Origin of the sequence: Rhizobium sp. WYCCWR 11128 (assembly GCF_013416305.1) — a bacterium.
Classification (GTDB): Bacteria; Pseudomonadota; Alphaproteobacteria; order Rhizobiales; family Rhizobiaceae; genus Rhizobium; species Rhizobium indicum.
In genome coordinates this window covers 120,304-135,935 of the sequence record NZ_JACCEZ010000008.1, presented here as the reverse complement: position 1 = coordinate 135,935, position 15,632 = coordinate 120,304, and the positions used below count along the sequence as shown (strand labels likewise).

Annotated in this window: 13 protein-coding genes and 1 pseudogene; 9 read left to right on the top strand and 5 right to left on the bottom strand. The window is 60.6% G+C overall.

Going from position 1 to position 15,632, the window contains the following annotated elements:
* Positions 1 to 28: 28 nt before the first annotated feature.
* Positions 29 to 1,045, bottom strand: coding sequence for a LacI family DNA-binding transcriptional regulator (locus HX898_RS23305; protein ID WP_138390241.1), 1,017 nt, complete (start codon positions 1,043 to 1,045; stop codon positions 29 to 31).
* Between the two features lie 179 nt (positions 1,046 to 1,224).
* Between HX898_RS23305 and HX898_RS23300 the strand changes: the two genes are divergently transcribed.
* From HX898_RS23300 to ugpC, 5 genes are all read left to right on the top strand, one after another.
* Complete coding sequence (locus tag HX898_RS23300; protein WP_138390243.1) at positions 1,225 to 2,472, top strand: sugar ABC transporter substrate-binding protein; 1,248 nt, start codon at positions 1,225 to 1,227, stop codon at positions 2,470 to 2,472.
* Positions 2,473 to 2,554: 82 nt separating this feature from the next.
* A complete protein-coding gene (locus tag HX898_RS23295) occupies positions 2,555 to 3,478 on the top strand; it encodes a sugar ABC transporter permease (protein ID WP_064654374.1) in 924 nt (307 codons plus the stop codon).
* Positions 3,478 to 4,347, top strand: a complete 870-nt coding sequence (locus HX898_RS23290; protein ID WP_131665702.1) for a carbohydrate ABC transporter permease — start codon at positions 3,478 to 3,480, stop codon at positions 4,345 to 4,347. The genes HX898_RS23295 and HX898_RS23290 overlap by 1 nt, the downstream gene beginning before the upstream one ends.
* A gap of 27 nt (positions 4,348 to 4,374) precedes the next feature.
* Positions 4,375 to 6,318: a beta-L-arabinofuranosidase domain-containing protein gene (locus HX898_RS23285; protein ID WP_180195879.1), complete on the top strand. Its 1,944-nt coding sequence runs from the start codon at positions 4,375 to 4,377 to the stop codon at positions 6,316 to 6,318.
* Positions 6,319 to 6,327: 9 nt separating this feature from the next.
* Complete coding sequence (gene ugpC / locus HX898_RS23280) at positions 6,328 to 7,428, top strand: sn-glycerol-3-phosphate ABC transporter ATP-binding protein UgpC (RefSeq protein WP_180195878.1); 1,101 nt, start codon at positions 6,328 to 6,330, stop codon at positions 7,426 to 7,428.
* A 50-nt stretch (positions 7,429 to 7,478) separates the two neighbouring features.
* Here ugpC and HX898_RS23275 read toward each other — a convergent pair whose 3' ends face one another.
* Positions 7,479 to 8,390 carry a dihydrodipicolinate synthase family protein gene (locus tag HX898_RS23275; RefSeq protein ID WP_138334600.1) on the bottom strand — a complete coding sequence of 304 codons (912 nt, stop codon included), beginning with the start codon at positions 8,388 to 8,390 and terminating at the stop codon, positions 7,479 to 7,481.
* Positions 8,391 to 8,540: 150 nt separating this feature from the next.
* Here HX898_RS23275 and HX898_RS23270 point away from each other — a divergent pair, with 150 nt between their 5' ends.
* Positions 8,541 to 9,245, top strand: a complete 705-nt coding sequence (locus tag HX898_RS23270; protein WP_138334601.1) for a GntR family transcriptional regulator — start codon at positions 8,541 to 8,543, stop codon at positions 9,243 to 9,245.
* 29 nt (positions 9,246 to 9,274) lie between these two features.
* On the opposite strand, the gene HX898_RS23265 is transcribed toward HX898_RS23270, so the two are convergent.
* The gene (locus HX898_RS23265; RefSeq protein WP_138334602.1) at positions 9,275 to 10,573 is read right to left on the bottom strand and encodes an alpha/beta fold hydrolase; all 1,299 of its coding nucleotides are present in this window, start codon (positions 10,571 to 10,573) and stop codon (positions 9,275 to 9,277) included.
* A gap of 122 nt (positions 10,574 to 10,695) precedes the next feature.
* Here HX898_RS23265 and HX898_RS23260 point away from each other — a divergent pair, with 122 nt between their 5' ends.
* The 3 genes and pseudogenes from HX898_RS23260 (at position 10,696) to HX898_RS23250 (ending at position 12,947) form a co-directional block, all read left to right on the top strand.
* The gene (locus tag HX898_RS23260; RefSeq protein ID WP_180195877.1) at positions 10,696 to 11,838 is read left to right on the top strand and encodes a Xaa-Pro peptidase family protein; all 1,143 of its coding nucleotides are present in this window, start codon (positions 10,696 to 10,698) and stop codon (positions 11,836 to 11,838) included.
* Positions 11,839 to 11,893: 55 nt separating this feature from the next.
* Positions 11,894 to 12,049 (top strand): annotated as a pseudogene (locus HX898_RS23255) (hypothetical protein); the annotation flags it as partial.
* 157 nt (positions 12,050 to 12,206) lie between these two features.
* Positions 12,207 to 12,947 carry a hypothetical protein gene (locus HX898_RS23250; protein ID WP_173863111.1) on the top strand — a complete coding sequence of 247 codons (741 nt, stop codon included), beginning with the start codon at positions 12,207 to 12,209 and terminating at the stop codon, positions 12,945 to 12,947.
* A gap of 93 nt (positions 12,948 to 13,040) precedes the next feature.
* Here the strand turns inward: HX898_RS23250 and HX898_RS23245 are convergent, their stop codons facing one another.
* Positions 13,041 to 14,378: an alpha-L-fucosidase gene (locus HX898_RS23245; RefSeq protein ID WP_180195876.1), complete on the bottom strand. Its 1,338-nt coding sequence runs from the start codon at positions 14,376 to 14,378 to the stop codon at positions 13,041 to 13,043.
* 90 nt (positions 14,379 to 14,468) lie between these two features.
* The gene (locus HX898_RS23240) at positions 14,469 to 15,476 is read right to left on the bottom strand and encodes a LacI family DNA-binding transcriptional regulator (protein WP_180195875.1); all 1,008 of its coding nucleotides are present in this window, start codon (positions 15,474 to 15,476) and stop codon (positions 14,469 to 14,471) included.
* Between the last annotated feature and the right edge of the window lie 156 nt (positions 15,477 to 15,632).

Genomic DNA, 15,632 nt, shown 5'->3' with positions numbered 1-15,632 from the left:
GCCTTGTCTATGTTCGTTGCCGTCGTTTTCAGTCGGATCGAAGGGGGCTGCCGCACGACTGCCGCACGACCAGGCGACACGGCAATCTGGTGATGCCGGCAGGGACCGGTTCACCCTTGGAGAGGCTGAGGATTGCCAGGCCGGCGCGATGGCCCAGTTCCTTCAACTCCATGTCGATGGTGGTCAGCGGCGGGCGCGTTTGCCGTGCGACGACCTCCCAGTTGTCGAAGCCGACCACGGCGACATCCGTGGGAATCTCCACATTAAGGTCGCGTAGCGCGTCGATGACGCCACGGGCGATCTCGTCGCTGCCGCAGAAGATGGCGTCGGGCTTTGCGCCGGGCCGGGCAAACACCGTCTGAACTGCTTCGTGACCCCATTCCTCCGACCAGTCGCCGAACATCGCTTCGGCACCGTCGCCGCAGGCGTCGAGATAGGATTGGGCACGGATGCGAGCGGCGAGATAATCCCGCGGCCCGGTGATGTGGAGGATCCGCGATCGACCGAGCTCTTTCAGGTGATCGACGGCGAGGCGGGCGCCCTGTTCGTCATCCGGAAAGAAAGTGACGCTGTCGGCCGGTCCCTCGGCAAAGACGTAGACGACGGGTATCGGCAAGCGAGACAGCTGGACCGGCGGCGTGAGATCGAGGCGGGTCGCGGTGAATATGATGCCGTCGACCTGCCGGTCAAGAAGCGCCTCCAGATGAAGCTGGGCGAGCCTTGGATCATTGTTCGTGGCACAGAGGAAGACGGAAACGCCGTGATCGACCAGCACCTCCGATACCCCGGCCGCCATCGGCAGCGTCAGTCTGCCATAGGTGTCGTTCGTCAGCATGCCGATCGCATGGCTTCGCTTGCTTAGCAACCCACGGGCGAGTGCATTGGGCCGAAATCCGATCTCCTCCGCCACGCGCCGGACCCGCTCGCGTGTTTCGGCATTCGTCCGGCCGGTGTCGTTCAGTGCGTTCGACGCCGTCGAAATGCTGACGCCTGCAGCCTTCGCCACGTCATAAATCGTCCGTCTTCGATCGCCCGTATTCTTCAAGTGCCGCCTCGTAGTCGATTCATGATAAAAGCTTTTAGCAGAAAAAAATGTGCTGTTAAAAGGTTTTATCAAACGCGCATCAGAATTTTGCACACAGACTGTCGACACCAAAAAATTTCTGATCTAACGTCCATTTCGTCCGATGGCCTTAGGCCTGAACGAGAAAAAGGGGAACAAGCATGCTTCGACTGAAAACGACAATCACCGCTCTCGCGCTGTTGGCAAGCTCTTCTCTCGCCAGCGCCGAAGAAATCACCCTATGGGTGCGCACGTCGTCCGGCGCCGTCCTTCAGGGCCTGGCCGACAAATACAACGCCTCGCACTCCGACAAGGTCAATGTCACCCAGATCACGGCGGAGCAGATGGTGCCGAAGCTGGGCGCGGCGATTGCCGGCAGCGCGGCTCCTGATGGCGCCGTGCTCGACCTGATCTATCTCCCGACCTTTGCCGCCGCGGACGGTCTCGAGGATATCTCCGACTTCGTGAAGGGCTTGCCTTATTCCGCGGCGATGAGCCCGTCTCACATCCGCCTTGCCACCTATGACGGCAAGATCTATGGCGTGCCGGCCCTGCCGGATGCCTCGATCATCGCTTATAACACCGATCTCTTCACCAAGGCCGGCCTCGACCCCAACAAGGCGCCGGCGTCGATGGAGGAGATTGCCGCCGACGCGAAGAAGATCGCCGCGCTCGGCAACGAGACCTATGGCTTCTATTTCGTGGCTAATTCGGGAAGCTGGCTGATCTACGATTTCCTGCCGCATCTCTGGGCCGCCAATGCCGATGTGCTGAGCGATGACGGCCGCAGCGCCACGGTCGATACGCCGGCGCTGCGTGAGACCATCGCAGCCTATCGCGATATGTGGAAGGCCGGTGCGATCCATCCGACCTCGCGTTCCGGCAACGGCAACAATGCCGTCGAGGCCTTCGCCTCGGGCAAGGTCGGCATCCTGATGACCGGCTCCTACATCGTCAATCTGCTGACCAGCAAATATCCCGACGTGAAATTCGCCGTCGCACCGATCCCGGGGCCGAAGGGCGGTGAATCGAGCTTTGCCGGCGGCGATACGCTTTCCCTGATCAAGGGTATCAGCGAAGAGAAGAAGAAAGTCGCGCTCGACTTCGTCAATTTCTACATGCAGCCCGAGCAGCAGGTCTACATCACCCAGGAATCGGGGATGCCGTCGCGCACCGACCTCGCAGCGGAAGCCTATGCGAAGTTCGACCAGCGCAATCTCGTCGCCTACAATATCCTCGCCAAGGCGCGCACGCCCTACACATTTTCGTCCGACGAACTCTTCGTCAGCCGCACCGGACCCTTCCTCAATCTGATTCAGGGCACGATCTTCGGTGACGATGTCGACGCAACGATCGCCAAGACGCAGGGCGACTTCACCCGTATCCTCGAACGCACCAATCCGAACTAAGCCGACGCGTTTCGGCAGGGTATCCGCGGATGCCCTGCCGTCCCTTTCACATCTCGACTTTCAAGCGGAAGGAGGAGTTGCGGTGATATCCTCGACACTTCGCAGCCGGAGGCGCGCAGTCGCGACCGGAGAACCGGAGCCAAAGGGTTGGCTTGGCCTTGCCTTCATCCTGCCGGGCTTGCTGTTCATCGTCGTGCTTTTCCTCGTGCCGCTTGTCATGACGGTCTGGATGAGTTTCTACAATTGGCCGCTTCTAGGCCGGACCAAATTCATCGGCCTCTCCAACTATGCCGAGCTGATCGGCGATACCCAGCTCTGGCATTCCCTGGGCTTCACGCTGCTCTACACGGTGCTGGTCACGGCTGCGATCTTCCTGGTGGCCTTTCCTCTGGCGCTGCTCGTCGACCGGCCGCTGCGCATCGCCGGCTTTTTCCGCACGATCTATTTCATGCCTGTTGTCATCGGCTTCGGGGCGGCCTCGACATTGTGGATGTGGCTGCTCAATCCCGATAGCGGCGTCTTTGCGCAGTTGCTGCGCGGAGCAGGCATCATCGACAGCGCCCCGAGGCCGCTCGAAAGTTTCTGGCCGGCACTTGGCGTCGTCATCCTGATGGTCGTCTGGAAGACAGCAGGCTTCACGATGATCATCCTCCTGACCGGCCTGCAGAGCATATCGAACGACGTCATCGAAGCGGCCAGGATCGACGGCGCCAGCGTCTGGAGCCGGTTTCGCCGCATCACGCTGCCCTTGATGAGGAACTCGGTCGTGCTGGCGCTCGTCCTCAACGTCACCTCGTCGATGCTGGCCTTCGACCAGTTCTTCATCATCACCCAGGGCGGCCCTGAGAACAGCACGATCTCCGCGGTGTTCTCGATCTATCTCGCCTCGTTCTCATCCTACCGTCTCGGTTATGGCTCGGCGATCTCCTTTGCCCTGCTCGTCGTCCTGGTGGCGATCAGTGCGATCCAGTTCGTCCTGCTGCGCCAGCGGCCGGAGGAGGGTTGATGGAACGGCTCAATCACAATCTCGCAGCCAAGCCGGCGAGCGAGCGGCTCGGTTATCTCGCCTTCGTTCTGACGGCATGTGTCTTTGCCGTCTTCTTCGTGATGCCGATCGTCTGGTCCTTCGCCAATTCCTTCAAGCCCGCGGCCGCAGCACTTGCCGATCCGGCAGCACTTTTCTCGAAAGCCTTCTCGCTTGAAAATTACCGCCGCCTCGAACATGTCGGTGCAGGCTGGTACGTCTATGCCGGCAATTCGGTGCTGATTGCCGCCGGAACGGTGATCCTGACGGTGCTCGTCTCGGTGCCGGCGGGATACGGCTTTTCGAAATTCCGGTTTCCCGGTCAGTCGCTGCTCTTCGTGCTGATCATGGCGACGATGATGATCCCGTTCCAGTCGATCCTGACGCCGCTTTTCCTGATCCTGAAGGTCTTCCGGCTGCAAAACAATCTTTTCGGCCTGGTGCTGATCTACGTGACCTTCCAGCTTCCTTTTTCCGTTTTCATGATGCGCAATGCCTTCGATGCGGTGCCGAAGGCGCTGATCGAAGCGGCGCGGATAGATGGTGCGTCGCAGGCGACGATCCTGCGCCGGATCATGCTGCCGATCGCGCTTCCCGGTGTCGCCACCGTTGCGATGTTCGCCTTCCTGAATTCCTGGAACGAATTCCTCGCCGCCCTCATTTTCCTGTCCGACCAGAACAAGTTCACGCTGCCGATCATGCTGGTGAATGTTTCGTCGGGCATCTATGGCATCATCGACTGGGGTGCGCTGCAGGCCGGCATAGCCGTGACCATGGTCCCCTGCATCCTGCTTTTCCTTCTCTTGCAACGATATTACGTGCGCGGCCTGACGGCCGGCGCCGTGAAGTAACAGCGCTCGTTCCGCTCAGGAGTCCTCATGACCAGCTCACCTCGTTTTCAGCCGGCACGCGCTGCGGGACGGCAGCGATACAGGCCCGCCGACCATTCCTGTGTCGTCTTCCATGGCGGTTTCTGGCAGAGCTGGACGGAGACGGTCCGCAACGTCACCATCCCGACGCAGCACAAGCGGCTGGAAGAGGAGGGCTTCCTCGAGGTGCTCGATTTTGACAAGCCGGCCGGGCCGCTGGTGCGCCCGATCCAGTCGAGCGGGCTGTCGATGCAGCATTTCTTCGATTCCGATTTCGGCAAATGGATCGAGGCCGCAAGTTACACGCTGAAGGCTCACCCGAATGCGGCGCTTGAGGCGAAGATCGATGCTATCGTCGAAAAGCTCGAAAAAGGGCAGATGGCGGATGGCTACCTCAACAGCTGGTTCATTCGCCGCGAGCCGGACAGGCGCTGGACCAATCTGCGCGACCTGCACGAGATGTATTCGATGGGCCACTTGCTGGAAGGGGCCGTCGCCTATTACGAGGCGACGGGAAAGCGTCGGTTCCTCGATGTGATGATCCGCGCCGTCGACCATATCATCGAAACCTTCGGCGCCGAGCCCGGAAAGCTCAAAGGTTATGACGCCCATGAGGAAATCGAGCTGGCGCTGGTCAAGCTCTATCGCGTGACGCGCGATCCGCGGCATCTGAAGCTTGCGACCTACTTCGTCGACGAACGTGGCCGGATGCCTTCATATTACGATGAAGAGGCTCGCAAACGCGGCGAGAGCCCTGATGATTACGTCTACAAGACATATGCCTATAGCCAGGCCCATATGCCGGTGCGCGACCAGCACCAGGTCGTCGGCCATGCGGTCCGCGCAATGTACCTGTTTTCTGCGATGGCGGATCTCTCCCATGAAAACGACGACCCGACATTGAAGGAAGCCTGCGACCGGCTTTTCGACAATCTGGTCAGCCGCCAGCTCTACGTGACCGGCGGCCTTGGCCCGTCGGCATCCAATGAAGGGTTCACTCGGGAATTCGACCTGCCGAACGAGACGGCCTATGCCGAGACATGCGCAGCCGTCGCGCTCGGCTTCTGGAGCCATCGCATGGCGCAGGTCGATCTCGACAGCAAGTTCACCGACAGACTGGAAACGGTGCTCTACAACGGCGCGCTTTCCGGCATCTCGCGCGACGGCGAGCATTATTTCTATGAGAACGTCCTTGAAAGCCACGGGCAGCACCGCCGGTGGAAATGGCATTACTGCCCCTGCTGCCCGACCAACATTGCCCGTTTCATTGCGTCGCTCGGCCAATATTTCTATTCGACTGATGATCATGAGGTCGCCGTCCATCTCTACGGCACCAATTCCGCCGAGCTGACAGTCGGCGACAGCTTCGTGCGCCTGATCCAGGAGACGCAGTATCCCTGGGATGGCGACATCAGCCTGCGGTTCGCCGTCGAGCGGCCAAGCCGGTTTCAGCTTCGTCTTCGCATCCCCGGATGGTGCAGGCAGGCGCAGATCTCGGTCAACGGGGTTGCCGTCGATCTCGATCAATGCGTGACGAAAGGTTATGCGGCAATATCAAGGGAATGGCGCAACGGCGACGAGGTCCGCATTGGCCTGTCGATGCCTGTCGAGCGCATCTACGCGCATCCTGCCGTCTCCGAAGACGGCGGACGCGTCGCGCTGCGGCGCGGCCCCGTCGTCTATTGCATCGAGGAGACGGACCTCGGCGGCGAGCCGCAGCGGCTCCGCCTGCCGGCATCTGAGGAAATTTCCGCCCGCTACGATGCCGTGCTTCTCGGCGGAGCGACCGTCCTCGAAGGCACTGCGCTCGAAGCCGATATATCCGATTGGCAGAAAGCGCTCTATCGCACCGCGCGCCCCTCGCTGAAGGAGCGGCGCTTCACGGCGATCCCCTATCACCTCTGGGCCAATCGCGAGCCCGGAGCAATGGCGATCTGGTTGCAGGAGGTCTAGGAGAAAACCATGGCACGGCTGGAACTCAGGAGCATCGTCAAGTCCTATGGCATCTACGAGGCCGTGCGCGGCATCAGCCTTGACATCGAAGACAATGAATTCGTCGTTTTCGTGGGCCCGTCGGGATGCGGAAAATCGACGACATTGCGCATGATCGCGGGTCTCGAACACATCACCGGCGGTGAGATCGTGATCGGCGACCAGGTCGTCAACCGGCTTGGCCCGGGCAAACGCGATATCGCCATGGTCTTTCAGAACTACGCGCTCTATCCACACATGACGGTGCGGGAGAATATTTCGTTCTGCCTGGAGCAGCAGAAGCTTGCCAAGAGCGAGATTGACGCCCGTATCATCAAGGCGGCGGAAACCCTGCATATCAGCGAGCTGCTCGGCCGGCGTCCGGGCCAGCTTTCGGGCGGGCAGCGCCAGCGCGTCGCGATGGGGCGCGCCATCGTGCGGAATCCGAAAGTCTTTCTCTTCGACGAGCCGTTGTCCAACCTTGATGCCAAGCTTCGCGTGCAGATGCGCACGGAGATCAAGCGGTTGCACCAGCTGTTGCCGACGACGACCGTCTACGTCACGCACGACCAGGTCGAGGCGATGACCATGGCGGATCGTGTCGTGGTGATGAATGGTGGCATCATCGAACAGGCGGGGCCGCCGCAGGCGCTCTATCATCGGCCGGTCAGCCAGTTCGTCGCCGGCTTCATCGGCTCACCGTCGATGAATTTCCTGTCAGCGACGCTGCTATCAGGAGACAAAGGCCTCGTCGTCAAACTGACCGACGGCAGCGAGCTTCCAGTGCCGGAGGCGCGCGCCGGCGACTACGCCAGCCATGCCGGCAAATCAGTCGTGTTCGGGATCAGGCCGGAATCGATCACCGACCGCCAGGCCCGTCCTGGTTATGCCAACATCGAAGCGAAGATCGATCTTGTGGAACCACTCGGGCCGGAGACCATGGTTTATTTCGGCATCGGCGAGGCAAGCCTTTGCGCCTGCATCGATCCCGAGAGCGGACCCAGGCCGATGTCGACGATGCCGCTCTCGTTCAACATGAACCAGATGCATCTGTTCGATCCGGCGAGCGGCCGGTCGCTGGCGCTCGCCTGATGAGCAAATACGGAAAGGCCGGCAACCGCGGGGTCGCCGGCCTCGTTGTATCAGGCGGCGTGGCGGATCTTCGAGGGACGCGTGGCGGCGGCCTTTTCGACCATTGCGGTGACTTCGGCGCGGCGGGCGCCCGAAAGCGGCATGCGCGGCATGCGAACGCGTTCTGAGCCGCGGCCCATGATCTGCTCGGCGAGCTTGATCGACTGGACGAGGTCGTGCTCGGCATCGAGGTGCAGAAGCGGCATGAACCAGCGATAGATCTTGCGGGCCTCTTCCCAGTCACCGCGTTCGGCGGCGGCGACGAGCTGCACGGATTCCTGTGGGAAGGCGCTGGTCAGGCCGGAGACCCAGCCCTTGGCGCCGAGCATCAGGCCTTCAAGCGCCACGTCGTCGAGACCGGCGAAGATATCGAAACGATCGCCGAATTCATTGATAAGATCGGTGAAGCGACGTGGATCCGGCGCGCTTTCCTTGACCGCCTTGATGTTCGGCACGTCGGCAAGCACCTTCAGCACATCGGCGCCGATATTGACGCGGTAGGCCGGCGGGTTGTTGTAGAGCATGATCGGCAGCGAGGTCGCTTCGGCGACGGTGCGGAAATGTGCGATCAGCTCTTCGGGCTTCGGCACATAAACCATGGCCGGCAGCAGCATCAGCCCGTCGGCGCCGAGCTTTTCGGCGTCGCGAGCATAGGCGACGGCACGGCGCGTATCGAATTCTGACACGCCGGTGACCACGGGAACGCGGCCGTTGACGACCTCGACGGCCGCTTTCAAGATCGTGCGCTTCTCCTCGGGGTCCAGCGAATTGTTCTCGCCACATGTGCCCATGACGATCAGTCCGTTGACGCCATCGCTCACGAGCGCGTCCTGGACACGCTGGGTCGAGGGCAGGTCAACGGAAAGATCTTCGTTGAACTGCGTCGTTACGGCGGGAAATACGCCCTTCCATCCTGTGGTCATCGATCGAGCCTCGTTGAAACTGGTTGCCTTATATACAAACTGTCGACAAGATTCAATGATGTGGTTTTACAAATTTGAGGCCCCCGAAGGCCGACATTGCGAGAATCGGCCGAAACGAAATACAAGGCTTTAACGAAAGAGGGCAGACGGATGCGGAACGACGCGGAAAATGTGCGGGTGCGCGGCTCTGGCACGCAGAGCGTCTATGTGACGCTCAGGCAGGAAATCCTCTCGATGGCGCTGGAACCCGGCAGTCCGCTCGACGAAGTGCGGCTGTCGGAGCGTTTCCGGATGTCGCGGACTCCCATTCGCGAGGCGCTGTTGCGGCTCGCCGCCGACGGGCTGGTCACGACGCTGCCGAACAGGAATACGATCGTCGCGACCATCGATTTCGCAAGCCTGCCCACCTATTTCGAAGCGCTGACGCTGATGTACCGGGTGACAACCCGCGGCGCGGCGCAACGGCGAAACGGCGAGATCATGAAGACCGTTCGCCAGCATCAGAAGGACTTCGCCGATGCCGTTGCTGCGCGCGATGCCTATGCGATGATCGAGGCGAACCGCGAATTTCACGTCGCGATTGCCGAACTTGCCGGCAATTCCTATTACACGGCCTTCTTCGCCAGGCTGCTCGACGAGGGCCGCCGCATCCTGCGTCTTTACTACTCGACATTCGACGACCGTCTGCCGCGCCAGTATGTCGACGAACACGAGGAGATCATCGCCGCGATCGAGGCCGGTGACATCGAGCGGGCCGACCAACTGGCGATCGCCCACGCCGGGCAGATCGTTCGCCAGATTCAGGAATATATCGCCCGCGATCTGGACCGGCCGGTGGCGATCAGCATGTCCTGATGCGATGAGAGCAATGAACCATTCGAGCCTCAGGAGGCGAGGGGGCCACCCTGCTCCCTGACCAAGGTCATCAGCCTGCGCAGGACAGCCGCCGATTGGCGAACACCGTCGTGCTCGAATTCGTTGGTCACCCATGCCTGCACGTTGGCGACGTGGCGCGCTGTTTCGAGCGAAAGCCCGGCATCGACATACATGTCGTCATGATAGATGACGGCGGCGACCGGCACCTCGTTTGCTGCGAGACGTGCCGGAGCATAGAGCGGCACGTAGCGCTCATGCGTGGCCAGCGCCTCGACACCCGCCCTGAAGGCCCTGAGCGAGCGAATTTCCTCGAACATCCAAGGATACATCATCTCCCCCGTCAACAGCAGCGGCCGCCGGTCGCCGGCAAAGGCCGGATGCTCGACGCGGATGCGTTCGGCCGCCCAGGCAGTCGGCGTCCCGGCCTGGCCATAGATGCTTTCCTGCAGAACGGCGAAGAGCGGATTGTCGTCATAGGAGGTCAGCGACATCACCGACGCGAGGAAGCGATCGGAGAGACGGTCTTCATTGGGACCGGCGAAAGCCTCGTCGACCAACCAATGGATGTTCTCGTAACCCGGCGCCATGCCGAAATCGATGCCGATAGTCTGAAAGCGGCGAACGGAGAGGCGATCGCCATCGGGCAACCGCACCTCGTTGGCCTCGATATAGTCGGCGATCCGGCCGATGCGTTCGGCATCCCCGGGGTAGCGGCGGTAATAGGCGGCGTTCTTTTCGGCGACGCGCGGGTAGGTGCGCCGATAGACATCATCGGCCGTCGCCCCAAGGCCAGCAAGGCCACCGGTGACATAACAGGCAGAAAGTCCCTCCGGCGCCTTCGAGAGATAGGTAAGTGTCAGGAAGCCGCCATAGCTCTGGCCGAGCGTCTGCCAGCGCCCGCCGCCGAAGACGGTTTTCCTCAGATATTCGCAATCGGCAATGATGCTGTCGGCGCGAAAGAGGCTGAGATAGTCGGCTGCGGCCCTGCCGTCGGCAAAGTGCTCCATGGTCGCACTTTCGATCCGGCTGCTGCGCCCGGTACCGCGCTGGTCGATCAGGATAACGCGGTGCGTCTTCAGGGCTTCGGCAAGCCATGGCGGCCCGCCATTGCTCGGCCGCGGCGATTTTCCGCCAGGGCCGCCTTGAAGGAAAGCCAGCAACGGCAGTGTTTCGCGACGGCGGGCGGGATCGCATACTTCGCGTGCGAAAACCCGGATCGTCTCCCCTTCCGGCTTCGACCAATCCAGGGGAGCGTCGACCATATGATCGCGTATCAGCATGCCCGGTATGGTGTATTCGATCGCCATCGCTACCTCCTCATTTTTCATGTCGACATATTGCCTACAGCGGCATTAGTGTCGGTTCAAGATCCTGGCTGCAAGGCGAGGGCTTCATCGATCCGGAAGCGCAAGAAAAGCAGGAAAACAACATGTCATGGCAGCATACGGTACCCCGCATAACTGAGGACGAACGGCAGACCCGCCTTGCCAGGCTTCGGCAACTGATCGAAGCCGAAGGATTGGCTGCCGTGCTTCTTGGGCCTACCGAAAGCCTCCATTACTTCACGGGGCTGGTCTGGCATCCGAGCGAGAGGTTCCTCGGCGCGCTCGTCACGCCCGCGACCATTTCCTACATCGTTCCGGGGTTCGAGCGTAGCCGTGTCGAAACACTGCCGCATCTGCCGGGGGAGATCCTGGTCTGGGAAGAGGAGGAGAGCAGCGCCGCTCTCATCGCCCGCCTTGTTGCCCAGGGCGGCAGACTTGCCCTCGACGATGGTTTGCCGCTTTTCTTCTATCATGCGTTGGCAGCGGAGATGGGCGCGGCGAGGCTTGCCGATGGCGGGCGGCTGATCCGCGACCTGCGTTGCATCAAATCGGCCGCGGAGATTGCGCTCATTCAGTATGCGATGGACCTGACGCTTGGCGTCCACAGGCAAGTGCATGGGCTTTTGAAGCCGGGCATCAAATCATCCGAGGTGGTCGATTTCATCGACCGGCAGCATCGCCAGGCCGGCGCCGATGCCGGCTCGACATTCTGCATCGTCTCCTTCGGCGCGGCGACCTCGCTTCCGCATGGCGCCGACGGCGATCAGGTCCTTGGTCGCGACGACGTCATTCTCATCGATACCGGTTGCCGTATCGACGGTTATCATTCCGATATCACCAGGACCTATATGCTGGAGGGCGGCGAAAGCGCGTTCGAACGGGCATGGTGGATCGAGCGCGAGGCGCAACAGGCCGTCTTCGACGCAGCCCGGATCGGCGCCGCCTGCTCGAGCCTCGACGACGCGGCCCGCAAGGTGCTTGCCAAACACTCCCTCGGCCCCGACTATCGTCTGCCAGGTTTGCCGCATCGCGCCGGTCATGGCCTCGGGCTCGAGATCCACGAGGAACCTTACATCGTTCGCGGCAACCACGCGCCGCTTGCCGCCGGAATGTGTTTTTCCAACGAACCGATGATCGTCTTCCCCGGGAAATTCGGAATCCGGCTGGAAGACCATATGTACATGACCGCCGAGGGACCATGCTGGCTGACCAATCCGGCGGCGGGACCGACCGAGCCATTCTCCTGAGCGGTCACCATCTCCTGCCCGATCAGGCCGCGCCGGTTTTCAAGTGGCTGTCAGGCTGGACGAGCATGAGGAGATCATCGCCGCGATCAAGGCTGGCGACGCCGAGCAGGCCAACCGGCTGACGATCGCTCACGCCGCGCAGATCGTCCGACAGAACCAGGACTATATTGCCCGCGATCTCGGCCGGCCGCTGGCGATCAGCATAGCCTGAAGCGACTGGATTGAAGAGGCGGAGGCTGCCCCGGCCCGCACATTGGCGAGGGGTGCCAGAAATTCGATCCGTCAAGTATTACTTCACAAACGTTACTTGCTTTCTGGCGTGGTAAAAGGTTGACTATGGTTAACCCCATAGTCTCGAGGATAGGATGATGGATTTGTTCAGAAGGGAGGGGGATGACCACGCTCAACTGAAGAAAATGACACTGAATGGCAGATATAGAAATATAGCGGCGATGCTTTCGATAGCAGTGGTTGCCCTGTCTATATTCTTGATATCGATTGGCGCTTTAATTGAGTTTTTTCAACCTGCGTTTTTGTCAAACGTCATTCTCGATGACGTCCCTTTGCACTACATCGCCTGGTTCATGATTACCTTCGGGATCACGATCGCCGTCATCAACGTGATTTTGGCGGCAAGGCGGGAGATCGAGCAAGAGACGGCCGAAAGCATGCTTCCGTCGGACGCAGCCGAGATCAAAAGGCAGGCTTTGCGTGACCTTCGAACACATCGAAACGGCTATGCGCGCTCCTCCAAGGTCAATCAATATCTCTGGAATTTTCTCACATTGGGGATCATCGTTTTGAGCGGTCTCTCATCGTTGTTTTCCGCCTATGGCCCGGTTGTCCCCAATTGGCTGCCAATGACAGCTTCCGCGCTCGTGGCACTTTTCGGCGTGATAATGGTTCAATTTCGCGTCAGGGATGTCTGGCAATTGAGAGAGCAGGGAAGGATTGAAGCGGAGGTGCTCGTCGCCGATGCTCACCTCATCGAGACAACAGACAATCTTGCAACGCTCAAACAGGTAGCCGCCCTCAGAAGGCGCGCCCATGCACTCGAGATGAAACAACTCAACCAGCTCTTCGTGGAAACCACCGAGGCCAATCCGTAAGTCACTGTCGGCATATGGCGGGGTTTATCAGAGCGGGCATATGCCCCGCCCGCTCAGGCAATCTATCTCAGCTGCGCAATCATCCGCCGCCCTTTAATCCTGAATGCCGGAGGTGCTCCCCGCCTTGAGCTTAACTTCGATGACCGGGACGACGATCTGAGGTCGGCGCACCGGCAGGACGAATGTCATTTGATCATCACCGACGGGGAACTGGGTGTTCGCCCACAAGGTATTGGCGGACGGGCGCAGCCAGGTGACCTCGCTGCCATCATGCAGGAATTGCGCATATTCGACTTTCCCCGCCAGCGCATCGAAATGCAGATGGCGATAGGGCCAGTTGAAGAGGTGGATATAGAGACGATCGCCATTCTGGGTCAGGCGGCAGTCGGCCGGAGCGGTGAAGTCGGACTGGGTGCAGCCGACGATGCTGCGCTCGTGCAGTGCCATCCACTCCTCATAAGCGGCAAGGGCTGCAATCGCGCGGTGGTCGAGTGTGCCGCGCGCCGTCGGCCCGACATTCATCAGCAGATTACCACTCATGGCAACGGTGCCGACAAGCATCTGGACCAGTTGTTCTGTGCTTTTCCAGGTGTCCTCGTCGCGGTGATAGCCCCAGGAACCGCTGAGCGTGTGGCACGCTTCCCAGACGACGCGCCTGCCATCGCGGAGTGGCCGGGCGCGCGGCATATATTGCTCCGGCGTGACGATATCGGGCTGCAAGCCGGCGAGATCGAGCCGGTTGTTGATGATGATGTCGGGGGCGAGTTCGCGCACCAGGCGCACGAGTTTCTCGCTTTCCCAATCCTGATGGCCCTTTCCGACCAGTTCTCCGAGCTTCCATTGCGGATAGCTGAAGTCGAACCACATGATGTCGATCTGGCCGAAGTCCGTCAGCAGTTCGCGGACCTGCTCGCGCATGAAGGCGGCATAGCGCTGCACGTCCCGGCCTTCATTGATTTTCAGCGCATCTGGATGATTGCGCTGCGGATGGCGTGGATCGACCGTGAAGTCCGGATGATGCCAGTCGATCAGCGAATAGTAGAACCCGATCCTCAGGCCCTCCGCACGGAAGGCGTCGACGAATGGACCCACCAGATCCCGCCCATAAGGCGTGTTGGTCACCTTGAAGTCGGTCGCCTTGGTATCCCAGAGGCAGAAGCCTTCATGGTGCTTGGTCGTCAGCACGACATATTTCATGCCCGCAGCTTTCGCGCGTCTGGCCCATTCTCGCGGGTCGTAGAGATCGGGATCGAAATGATCGAAATATTTCTGGTAGTCGGCGTCGTTCAGCTCTTCGCGGCTCTTGACCCATTCATGGCGTGCCGGCAGCGCATAAAGCCCCCAGTGCACGAACATGCCGAACCGGTCGTGAACGAACCAGGCCTTCTTCTCCTCAGGCAGGGCCAGCGACTGCAGATTGTTGATATCCATCGGATATTCCTCCTGTTCCAAACTTTAAGAGTTGGAGCATGATGTCGTCCGAAAACCGCTCACACTTTTCGGCATCATGCTCCGGGGCGTTCAGGTCGTTTCGCGGATGATGAGCTCCGGCACGATGACGATGCCGTGCTGGCGGTTTCTGGTGGCGATGCGGCTGAGCAGCAGGCGCACGGCTTCCTCCCCCATTTCGCGTTTTTGCACCCGCAGGGTGGTGAGCGCCGGGGACAGCAGTTCGGCAGTCGGAATATCGTCGAAACCGATCAAGGCGATTTGCCCGGGGATAGAAATGCCGGCGGCCCTGCAGGCCTTCATGGCGCCGATCGCATTGAGATCGTTGTAGCAGACAAGGGCATCGATGCCGGGCGTCTCCGCCAGCAATTGCGCGGCCGCTGTTTGCCCGCCTGCCGCGGTCGGATCACAATAAACGATGCCTTGCGCTTTGAGCCCGTGGGCGGCCAGCGTCTTGCGAAAGCCGACAAGACGGCTCTTGCCGCCAAACGAACTGCGCGGCCCGGCGATGATCGCTATCTTGCGGCGCCCGCGCTCGACCAGATGGTCGATGGCACGCGACGCGCCCGTCTCGTAGTCGGTGACGATCGTCCCCGCGACCTCGTTGGGCGCCTCGCGGTTGATGAGCACCACGGCACGGTGTGGCGCAAGCGCCTTGTGAAGCGCAGCGTCGGGCAGTCGCGGGCTGCAGACGATGATCCCGTCGACCCGATGCCGCAGCAGCGTTTCGATGAGTTCTTCCTCCCGCTTGCTGTTCTCGACGACATTGGACAGAAGCAGGTTGTAGCCGGCAGCGCTCGCGGCATCCTCGGCTCCCCTGATGACTTCTGGAAAGAACGGATTGGTGATGTCGGGAACGAGAAGGCCGATGGCCTTCGATCGATCGGACCGCAATCCGCGCGCAAAGGGATTGGGCCGGTAGTTGAGTTCGCTCGCCGCTAAGATAATCCGCTGACTGGTCTCCGCACTGGCTCCGCCCCGATCATTGAGCACGCGCGATACCGTCATCGGCGACACCCCTGCGGCGCGGGCGACATCGGCGATGGTTATTTTGGATTCTGGCTCTTTGGGGCGGCTCAATTGGATTGTCTCGTCAGAAGGGGCAGGAAACTACGATAACGATAACTAGCATGATTTCCAGGAAAGCCAAGTCTGCTCAGGCCAAGCATAAGGCCATGAGAATCTTTTTGACAAGATTTAACGGTAACGATAACGTTAGAGAAAGAGGAGAATACG

Coding starts and splice junctions, on each gene's coding strand:
- HX898_RS23245 (WP_180195876.1), bottom strand. CDS start 14,378: ATGGATATCAACAATCTGCAGTCGCTGGCCCTGCCTGAGGAGAAGAAG.
- HX898_RS23250 (WP_173863111.1), top strand. CDS start 12,207: ATGGATTTGTTCAGAAGGGAGGGGGATGACCACGCTCAACTGAAGAAA.
- HX898_RS23275 (WP_138334600.1), bottom strand. CDS start 8,390: ATGACCACAGGATGGAAGGGCGTATTTCCCGCCGTAACGACGCAGTTC.
- HX898_RS23265 (WP_138334602.1), bottom strand. CDS start 10,573: ATGGCGATCGAATACACCATACCGGGCATGCTGATACGCGATCATATG.
- ugpC (WP_180195878.1), top strand. CDS start 6,328: ATGGCACGGCTGGAACTCAGGAGCATCGTCAAGTCCTATGGCATCTAC.
- HX898_RS23285 (WP_180195879.1), top strand. CDS start 4,375: ATGACCAGCTCACCTCGTTTTCAGCCGGCACGCGCTGCGGGACGGCAG.
- HX898_RS23270 (WP_138334601.1), top strand. CDS start 8,541: ATGCGGAACGACGCGGAAAATGTGCGGGTGCGCGGCTCTGGCACGCAG.
- HX898_RS23290 (WP_131665702.1), top strand. CDS start 3,478: ATGGAACGGCTCAATCACAATCTCGCAGCCAAGCCGGCGAGCGAGCGG.
- HX898_RS23300 (WP_138390243.1), top strand. CDS start 1,225: ATGCTTCGACTGAAAACGACAATCACCGCTCTCGCGCTGTTGGCAAGC.
- HX898_RS23260 (WP_180195877.1), top strand. CDS start 10,696: ATGTCATGGCAGCATACGGTACCCCGCATAACTGAGGACGAACGGCAG.